This window comes from Streptomyces sp. NPDC006711 (assembly GCF_042869775.1).
Taxonomy (GTDB): Bacteria; Actinomycetota; Actinomycetes; order Streptomycetales; family Streptomycetaceae; genus Streptomyces.
The window spans coordinates 42,864-52,543 of record NZ_JBIAGO010000030.1 but is presented as its reverse complement, the minus strand read 5'-3'; the positions used below and the strand labels follow the sequence as shown (position 1 = coordinate 52,543).

Sequence of the window (9,680 nt, the reverse complement as noted above, 5' to 3'; positions counted from 1 at the left end):
GCCCGGTTACATTCCGAACCCGGAAGCTAAGCCTTTCAGCGCCGATGGTACTGCAGGGGGGACCCTGTGGGAGAGTAGGACGCCGCCGAACAAATCTTCAACGCTGGTCCCTGAACTTCGGTTCAGGGGCCAGCGTTTTTTTATGCCCGATCACCTGGTGTTCATGTGGCGGGTGAACGATTCCTTGTCATGGGGATGACAGGAGCACTCAAGGCGGCCGGGGTCGCGCCCGGCGACGAGGTGATCGTGCCGGCTTTCGATACCGGCGCGTTGGCCCGGGAGGTCATAGCCGCCGAGGCGGTCCCGGTGTTCGCCGACATCGATCCGCTGACCTACTGCCTGGCCCCCGAGTCGGTGGGCCCGGTGGTCACGTCGAGGACCGCCGCCCTCGTGCTCGTACGCCGCTTCGGGTACCCGGCCGACTCCGCGCGGTTCGCGGAACTGGCCGCCGGGCACGGAGTGTTGCTCCTTGAGCAGGACGACCGGGAGGGCCTGGGCGGCGATGTGGCACAACGCCGGGAACACGCACGCTATTTGGACCGTCGGCTCGCCGGCGTGGAAACGCCCGCGCCCGCCGAGGGGCACCGCTATCAGCGGTACGTCGTGCGGGTGCCCGGCAACGGGCGGCCCGACCGGGACGCTTTCGCGCGGCTGTTGCGGCGGCGCGGGGTCGCGTGCGAGGTGCCCGTGCTCACTCCCGTGCACCGGATGAGGGAGTTCCGACGCGATCAGACGGCGCTCGCCGAGACCGAGCGGGCCGCCGACGAGACGCTTGCGTTGCCGTCGCTCGACGGGCTTTCCCCCGCTAAATTGCGGCGGTTGGTGTCCGTCTGCAACGCGCTGGGAGGACTGCTGCAACCCGCTTAGCCGGAACCGCTGACCGTGGTTCGGAACACCGTCTGATTCGGGGTATGCTTTATCTCGTTGGTGAGGGGGAAACCCCGAAACAACAACCGGCCCCTATAGCTCAGTCGGTAGAGCGTCTCCATGGTAAGGAGAAGGTCTGCGGTTCGATTCCGCATGGGGGCTCAGAACATCGAAAGGCCCCGCCCATTGGGCGGGGCCTTTCGCGTACCCGGCCTTTCGTGTGCCGGGGTCCGCTCGGGCTATCGCTTGGCCTCTTCGGGGATGCGCATCGTCAGGATCGCCATGTCGTCGGAGGCCGGTTCGGCGGCGAAGCGCTCGACCGCGCGCAGGACGCGGGCCGCGACCGCGCCCGCCGTCAGACCCGTACACATGGCGAGCACGTCCGCGAGGCCGTCGTCGCCCAGCATGCGCGTGCCCTCACGGCGCTCGGTGATGCCGTCGGTGACGCAGAGCAGGACGTCACCCGGGTCGAGCGTGATCGTCTGCTCGTACAGCTCCAGGTCGTCCATCACGCCGAGCAGGGGCTGCGGGTCGGCGGCCGGCTCGACGGTGCCGTCCTGACGCAGGCGCAACGGGAGGGGGTGGCCGGCGCAGACGACCTTCAGCAGCGCGCTGCCGTCCTCCTGGGGCCACAACTCCCCGTAGAGAAGCGTCAGGAAGCGGCTGCGGGCGCCCTCGTCGAGGATCGCGGCGTTGAGGCGTTCCAGGACCGCGGGGCCGCCGAAGCCTTCGCGGGCCAGCAGGCGCAGCGCGTGCCGGGCCAGGCCCGTGACGGCGGCGGCCTCCGGTCCCGTACCGCACACGTCGCCGATGGCGAAGCCGTACGCGCCGTCCTGGATGGGGAAGAGGTCGTAGAAGTCGCCGCCCACTTCGTTGCCCTCGCCGGCCGCGCGGTAGATCACCTCGACCTCGACGCCGGGGATCTGCGGCAGACCGGGCGGGAGCAGGGAGCGCTGGAGGGAGCGGCTGATGGCCATGCGCTCGGAGTAGAGGCGGGCGTTGTCCAGGGCGAGCGCGGCCCGGCGGGACAAATCCTCGGCGAGTTCGAGGATTTCCTGACGGAAGTGGTCGTCGGAGGGTTTGCCCAGGGTGAGCATGCCGATGACGCGGTTGCGGGCGACGAGCGGCAGGACAACGGTTTCGCCGCCCACCGCGGCGGCGGTCGACAGGGTGCTGCCGAGGCCGCCGCCGGTGTAGGAGGTGCCGGAGCGGCCGAGGTCGCGCATCGAGACGCGCAGCGCCGCCTGGTGGGCGGCTTCGCCGGGGGCCGTCCAGACGCGGGCGCCGGGCGTCGGTACGGGCTCCGGCGGGCTGATCTTGGAGAGCAGGGCCTTGAGGCCGTCGATGCGTTCCTCGTCCTCGTGCAGGACATAGGAGAGGTAGGGGTCGGAGGACTGGTCGGCGATCGTGTAGACGGCGCACCAGGTGGCCAGGGTGGGCACGGTCATCTGGGCCATCAGGGCGAGCGTCTGGTCGCGGTCCAGGGTGCCGGCCAGCAGGTCGGAGGCTTCCACCAGGAAGCTCAGTGAGCCTCTGCGCAGGCGTTCCAGTTCGCCGAGGCGGGCCGATTCGACGGCGAGCGCGATGCGGTCGGCGGCGAACTGAAGTCGCAGGGCCTCTTCGTTGGAGTAGCGGCCGGGCGATTCGGCGGCGACGCCGAGCGAGCCGGTCAGGCGGCCCTCGACCTTGAGCGGGACGGTGACGACCGAGCGCATGCCGGTGCTCTCAAGGAGCGGCACGGCGCCCGGTACGGCCGCGAGGTCCTCGTGGACGGCGGGCATGCGCGCCGACCCGTAGCGGCCCGTGCCGGCCTCGACGGGGACGCGGGCGAACCGCTGACGGGCCGAGGGCAGGCCGGTGGTGGCCCGGACCTCCAGCTCGGTCTCGTCGTCGGTGGCCAGGAGCAGGAAGGCGGAGTCACCGTCGAGCATGTCGCGGGCCCGCTCGACGGTGCGCTGGAGCAGTCCGTCGAGGTCGTCGGGGGCGGGGGAGCCGATGAAGACCTCGAAGGGGTCGACGCTGCGGCTCTCGCCAAGGATGGCCGCCTCGGTCGCGGGCTGGCGCACGGGGGTCTGGAGCACCGCGCGCTCGTCGTCGCGTACCAGCAGACAGACCGTGGAGGGCTCGCCCTCGGTGTCGCGGACCCGCAGGTGCGAGGCGTACACCGGGACCACGCGTCCGTCGGCGCCCCTTATCCCGTACGTGCCTTCCCAGCGCGAGAGTTGGAGGGCTTCGACGATGCCGGTGGAGGTGCCGGGGGTGTGCGGCCAGGCGGCGAAGTCGGTGAGCGCCTTGCCGGTGACCTGCTCGGCGGCGTAGCCGAACAGGTCCTGCGCGTCCTCGTTCCAGGCGCGGACGGCGCCGGCGCGGTCGATCTGCACGACCGCGACGCGGACTCTGCCGTCGGCGACCGGCAGCAGCGCGGTGGGCAGGGCGGGGCCGGCCGAGCGGGTGCCCACCGGCCGGTTGGTGAGGTCGAGTTGGAACCAGACGTTCTTTCTGGTGGGGGTGTATTCGACGCCCCAGCGGGAGGCGAGGGCGGCGCAGAGCAGCAGGCCCCGGCCGTTCTCGCGCTCGGGGCCCGCGATGTCGGCGGGGGAGCCGAGCAGTGGAACTTCCCGTTCGGGGTAGCGGTCGGCCACTTCGACGCGGACGCCGTCCTCGGAGCGCAGGCACAGGACGTCCGCCTTGGTGCCGGCGTGGACCACCGCGTTGGTGACGAGCTCACTGGTCAAGACCACGGCGTCGTCCACGACGTCCGCGTACCCCCAGCCCTGGAGGGTGTCACGGACGAAAGCGCGGGCGGTCGCGACGGACCGCCCGACAGGGTCGAAGCTGGCTGCCGCCCGCGCGGTGATCACAGAACTCCTCATACGCGTCTCGACGCCCGGATTTCCTTGCCGGGGCTCCGGAACGTGCCCCTGGGGAAACAACAGTCCCATCTCGGCCCGCCCCTTCGGTGTCCCGTGGTCGTCCTCCGCACCGCCCTCCCCCAGCTTTTCCGGGCAAAGGGTACGAACCGCCCCACGCCGGGCGGCTGGGGCGGTTGGACAGCCGGAATCCAGGTTACTTACCTTCGGGGCCCGAGCGGATGCCGGTCACCAGTGTTTCCGCCCGGCATGGGCGGGGACGGATATGCGAAGCTGCCGAACTGTTATGGCCTGCTCCGGCCATGGTGAAACACTGGGCATGCTTCCGGAGACAGCCCGGGTGCGGTCAACCCTTGCGGGAGGGACACGGTGGAGTCTGGCGCAGCGGCGCGCGGCGTAGGCACGCGCGCGAAAGACGATCAGCCCCGGACTCAACAGGCCCGGAACAGCAGGCAGCGGGGGAGCGGCGGCACGACGGAGGTCGACACGGCCGCCCTTCAGCGCCTGCTGACCGCGCTCGCGGCGATGCGGGACGGAAACTTCCGCAAGCGGCTGACGGTCTCGGGCGACGGGGTGATGGCGGAGATCTGCGCCGTCTTCAACGAGGTCGCCGACCGCAACCTGCACCTGACCGGCGAGATCGCCCGGGTGCGCAGGATGGTGGGGCGCGAGGGGAAGCTGACCGAGCGCCTGGAGAACGGGGCCTGCGAGGGCTCCTGGGCGGCCGCCATCGACGCCTCCAACGCGCTGGTCGACGATCTCGCGCGGCCCGTGTCGGAGGTCGGGCGGGTGCTCTCGGCAGTCACCGAGGGCGATCTGGAACAGCGCATGGACCTGCGTTCGCACGGCAGCGACGGCGCGGAGCGGCCGCTGCGCGGGGAATTCCTCAAGGTCGGGCGGACCGTCAACAATCTGGTCGACCAGCTCTCCGCCTTCACCGACGAGGTGACGCGGGTGGCCCTCGAAGTCGGCACGGAGGGCAAGCTCGGCGGTCAGGCCCAGGTGCGCGGAATGTCGGGTTCCTGGAAGGATCTGACGGATTCCGTAAACACGATGGCGTACCGGCTGACGGCCCAGGTACGTGACATTGCTCTCGTCACCACCGCCGTCGCCAAGGGCGATCTGTCGCGCAAGGTCACCGTGCACGTGGCCGGCGAGATGCTCCAGCTGAAGAACACCGTCAACACCATGGTCGACCAGCTGTCCTCCTTCTCCTCCGAGGTCACCCGCGTCGCGCGCGAGGTGGGCACCGAGGGTGAGCTGGGCGGGCAGGCGCAGGTGCCGGGCGTGGCCGGGGTGTGGAAGGACCTCACCGACTCCGTCAACGTGATGGCGACGAACCTGACCGCCCAGGTGCGCGGGATCGCCCAGGTCACCACGGCCGTGGCCAGTGGTGACCTCTCGCAGAAGGTCACGGTCAACGCGCGCGGCGAGGTCGCGCAGCTGGCGGAGACCATCAACCAGATGACCGAGACGCTGCGCACGTTCGCGGACGAGGTCACCCGCGTCGCCAACGAGGTCGGCGCCGAGGGGCTGCTCGGCGGGCAGGCGCAGGTGCCGGGGGCCGCGGGCACCTGGAAGGACCTCACCGACTCCGTCAACACCGTCTTCCGCAACCTGACGACTCAGGTGCGCGACATCGCGCAGGTCACGACGGCGGTCGCCAGCGGTGACATGAGCCAGAAGGTCACCGTGGACGTGGCCGGCGAGATGCTGGAGCTGAAGAACACCGTCAACACGATGGTCGACCAGCTCCAGTCGTTCGGTTCCGAGGTGACCCGCGTGGCGCGTGAGGTCGGCATCGAGGGCCGGCTCGGCGGGCAGGCGGAGGTGCCGGGCGCCGCCGGCACGTGGAAGGACCTCACCGACTCCGTCAACACCGCGTTCCGCAACCTCACCGGTCAGGTCCGCGACATCGCGCAGGTGACCACGGCGGTCGCCAACGGCGACCTGTCCCAGAAGGTCACCGTGGACGTGGCCGGGGAGATGCTGGAGCTGAAGAACACCGTCAACACGATGGTGGCGCAGCTGTCCTCCTTCGCCGACCAGGTCACGCGGATGGCGCGGGACGTGGGCACCGAGGGACGCCTGGGCGGCCAGGCCCGGGTGGACGGCGTCTCGGGCACCTGGAAGGAGCTCACCGACTCCGTCAACTTCATGGCCGGCAACCTGACGTCCCAGGTGCGTCAGATCGCTCAGGTGACCACGGCGGTGGCCCGGGGCGACCTGTCGCAGAAGATCGACGTGGACGCGCGCGGCGAGATGCTGGAGCTGAAGAACACCATCAACACCATGGTCGACCAGCTCTCCGCGTTCGCCGAGCAGGTCACCCGCGTCGCCCGTGAGGTCGGCACCGACGGCCGGCTCGGCGGCCAGGCCCAGGTGCCCGGCGTCGCCGGCGTGTGGCGCGACCTGACGGACTCCGTGAACGGCATGGCCGGCAACCTCACGGCGCAGGTGCGCAACATCGCCCAGGTCGCCACGGCGGTGGCCCGCGGTGACCTGTCGCAGAAGATCGACGTGGACGCGCGCGGGGAGATCCTGGAGCTCAAGAACACCCTGAACACCATGGTCGACCAGCTCTCCAACTTCGCGGAGCAGGTCACCCGGGTGGCGCGCGAGGTGGGCACCGAGGGCATCCTGGGCGGCCAGGCCGAGGTGCAGGGCGTGTCCGGCACCTGGAAGGACCTCACCCAGTCCGTCAACTTCATGGCCAACAACCTGACGTCCCAGGTGCGCAACATCGCCGAGGTCACCACCGCCGTCGCCGAGGGCGACCTCTCCAAGAAGATCACCGTGGACTCCAAGGGCGAGATCCTGGAGCTGGTCACGACCGTCAACACCATGGTCGACCAGTTGTCCAACTTCGCCGACGAGGTCACGCGCGTGGCCCGTGAGGTGGGCACCGAGGGCATCCTGGGCGGTCAGGCCCGGGTGCGCGGGGTCACCGGCATCTGGAAGGACCTCAGCGACAACGTCAACCTGATGGCCGCGAACCTCACGACCCAGGTGCGCAACATCTCCCGGGTCTCGGCCGCCGTCGCCAACGGCGACCTCACCAAGAAGGTGACGGTCGAGGCGCGCGGCGAGGTCGCCGAACTCGCCGACACCGTCAACACCATGGTGACGACGCTGTCCTCCTTCGCCGAGCAGGTCACCAAGGTCGCCCGTGAGGTGGGCACCGACGGCATCCTGGGCGGCCAGGCCCGCGTGCCCGGCGTCTCCGGCACCTGGAAGGACCTCACCGAGTCGGTGAACTCCATGGCCGACAACCTCACCGGCCAGGTGCGCCAGATCGCCACCGTCACCACCGCCATCGCGCAGGGCGACCTCACCAAGAAGATCGACATCGACGCGCGCGGCGAGATCCAGGAGCTGAAGAACACCATCAACACGATGGTCGACCAGCTGTCCTCCTTCGGCCAGGAAGTCACCCGCGTCGCCCGCGAGGTGGGCACCGAGGGCCAGTTGGGCGGCCACGCCCGGGTGCGGGACGTGGACGGGACCTGGCGCGACCTCACCGAATCGGTGAACGAGATGGCAGGGAACCTGACCCGCCAGGTCCGCGCCATCGCGGCCGTCGCGACCGCGGTGACGCGCGGCGACCTCAACCTGAAGATCGACGTCGACGCGGCGGGTGAGATCCAGGCCCTCCAGGACAACATCAACACGATGATCGCCAACCTGCGCGACACCACCGTCGCCAACAAGGAACAGGACTGGCTCAAGGGCAACCTGGCCCGCATCTCCGGCCTCATGCAGGGCCGCCGCGACCTCGACGACGTCGCCTCGCTGATCATGACCGAGCTGACGCCGGTCGTCTCCGCCCAGCACGGCGCGTTCTTCCTCGCGATGCCCACCGGCGGCGGCTCGGAGGTGAGCCCCGGTGGCGACGGCTCCTACGAGCTGCGGATGCGCGGCAGTTACGGCTACTCCGCCGGGTCCATGCCGACGTCCTTCCGGCCCGGGGAGACCCTGATCGGCACGGCCGCCGAGGAGAAGCGGACGATCCTGGTGGAGAACGTGCCGCCGGGCTACCTCAGGATCTCCTCCGGCCTCGGCGAGGCGCCGCCCGCGCACGTGATCGTGCTGCCGGTGCTCTTCGAGGGCAAGGTGCTCGGCGTGATCGAGCTGGCGTCCTTCCAGCCGTTCACGCACATCCAGAAGGACTTCCTCAACCAGATCGCGGAGATGATCGCGACAAGCGTCAACACCATCTCCGTCAACTCCAAGACCGAGGTGCTGCTCAAGCAGTCGCAGGAGCTCACCGAGCAACTGCGCGAGAGGTCGGCGGAGTTGGAGAACCGCCAGAGCGCGCTCCAGGCCTCCAACGCCGAACTGGAGGAGAAGGCCGAGCTGCTGGCCCAGCAGAACCGCGACATCGAGGTGAAGAACACCGAGATCGAAGAGGCCCGGCAGGTCCTGGAGGAGCGGGCCGAACAGCTCGCCGTCTCCATGCGCTACAAGTCGGAGTTCCTGGCGAACATGTCGCACGAGCTGCGCACGCCGCTCAACTCCCTGCTGATCCTTGCCAAGTTGCTCGCCGACAACGCCGAGGGCAACCTCTCGCCCAAGCAGGTCGAGTTCGCCGAGACGATCCACGGGGCGGGCTCCGACCTGCTCCAGCTGATCAACGACATCCTGGACCTGTCCAAGGTCGAGGCCGGCAAGATGGACGTCTCGCCCACCCGGATCGCGCTGGTGCAGCTGGTCGACTACGTGGAGGCGACGTTCCGTCCGCTCACCGCGGAGAAGGGCCTGGACTTCTCGGTGCGGGTCTCGCCCGAGCTGCCCGCGACGCTGCACACCGACGAGCAGCGCCTGTTGCAGGTGTTGCGCAACCTGCTGTCCAACGCGGTCAAGTTCACCGACAGCGGCGCCGTCGAACTCGTCATCCGCCCGGCCGGCTCCGATGTGCCGCACGCCATCCGCGAGCAGTTGCTCGAGGCGGGTTCGCTGCGGGACGCGGACGCCGGCCTGATCGCGTTCTCGGTCACCGACACCGGCATCGGGATCGCGGCCGGCAAGATGCGGGTGATCTTCGAGGCGTTCAAGCAGGCGGACGGCACGACCAGCCGCAAGTACGGCGGTACGGGCCTTGGCCTGTCCATCAGCCGCGAGATCGCGCGGCTGCTCGGCGGCGAGATCCACGCGGCGAGCGAGCCGGGGCGCGGCTCCACCTTCACGCTCTACCTCCCGCTGCACCTGAGCGAGTTGCCCCCCCAGAGCTACCCGCAGCTCGCGCCCGGCGCCACGGAAGGCGCGGCCGGCCTCGCGATCGACGCGGCCGAGCACCCCGACCTCGCGCGGCCCGGCGCCGGGACCGGCGCCCCCGAGGGGTCGGGGCCCGGGACGGCCGGGCTTTTCCGGCGCAGGCGCAAGGCGCTGGAGGCGGCCGGCCAGACGGCGCCCCCCGCGCAGCAGCAGGAGACGGGCGCCGGCGCGAGCTGGGCGCCCGAACCGGAACGCGCCCCCGCGCGCGGCTTCCACTTCGCGGGCGAGAAGGTCTTGATCGTCGACGACGACGTACGCAACGTCTTCGCGCTCACCAGCGTCCTTGAGCAGCACGGGCTTTCGGTGCTGTACGCGGAGAACGGCCGGGAGGGCATCGAGGTCCTGGAGCAGCACGAGGACACCGCGGTGGTCCTGATGGACATCATGATGCCCGAGATGGACGGGTACGCCACGACCTCGGCGATCCGCAGGATGCCGCAGTTCGCCGGTCTGCCGATCGTCGCGCTCACCGCGAAGGCGATGAAGGGGGACCGCGAGAAGGCCATCGACTCCGGCGCCTCGGACTATGTGACCAAGCCGGTCGACCCCGATCATCTGCTGTCGGTGATGGAGCAGTGGATGCGGGGCAAGTGACCCGGGGGGCCCGCGCCGGGCGGGCCCGCGCTGACGGACGGTGGCCGAAGCGTGTGAAGCGGCGTTGTACGGGGA

3 protein-coding genes, 1 tRNA gene and 1 rRNA gene are annotated in these 9,680 nt (G+C 70.0%); 4 read left to right on the top strand and 1 reads right to left on the bottom strand.

All coding sequences use genetic code 11. The features are described 5' to 3' along the window. From rrf to ACFYM2_RS33480, 3 genes are all read left to right on the top strand, one after another. Positions 1–91 (top strand): 5S ribosomal RNA (rrf, locus tag ACFYM2_RS33490); the annotation flags it as partial. A 98-nt stretch (positions 92–189) separates the two neighbouring features. Then, positions 190–867, top strand: coding sequence for a DegT/DnrJ/EryC1/StrS family aminotransferase (locus ACFYM2_RS33485; protein ID WP_388462203.1), 678 nt, complete (start codon positions 190–192; stop codon positions 865–867). A gap of 89 nt (positions 868–956) precedes the next feature. After that, positions 957–1,029, top strand: a tRNA-Thr gene (locus tag ACFYM2_RS33480). A gap of 77 nt (positions 1,030–1,106) precedes the next feature. On the opposite strand, the gene ACFYM2_RS33475 is transcribed toward ACFYM2_RS33480, so the two are convergent. Next, complete coding sequence (locus tag ACFYM2_RS33475) at positions 1,107–3,740, bottom strand: SpoIIE family protein phosphatase (RefSeq protein ID WP_388841433.1); 2,634 nt, start codon at positions 3,738–3,740, stop codon at positions 1,107–1,109. Between the two features lie 522 nt (positions 3,741–4,262). Here ACFYM2_RS33475 and ACFYM2_RS33470 point away from each other — a divergent pair. Next, positions 4,263–9,605: a HAMP domain-containing protein gene (locus tag ACFYM2_RS33470; protein WP_388841443.1), complete on the top strand. Its 5,343-nt coding sequence runs from the start codon at positions 4,263–4,265 to the stop codon at positions 9,603–9,605. Positions 9,606–9,680: the final 75 nt, after the last annotated feature.

Bases quoted from the DNA above. Each gene is read 5' to 3' on its own strand.
- ACFYM2_RS33475 (WP_388841433.1), bottom strand. From the start codon at position 3,740: ATGAGGAGTTCTGTGATCACCGCGCGGGCGGCAGCCAGCTTCGACCCT.
- ACFYM2_RS33485 (WP_388462203.1), top strand. From the start codon at position 190: ATGGGGATGACAGGAGCACTCAAGGCGGCCGGGGTCGCGCCCGGCGAC.
- ACFYM2_RS33470 (WP_388841443.1), top strand. From the start codon at position 4,263: ATGCGGGACGGAAACTTCCGCAAGCGGCTGACGGTCTCGGGCGACGGG.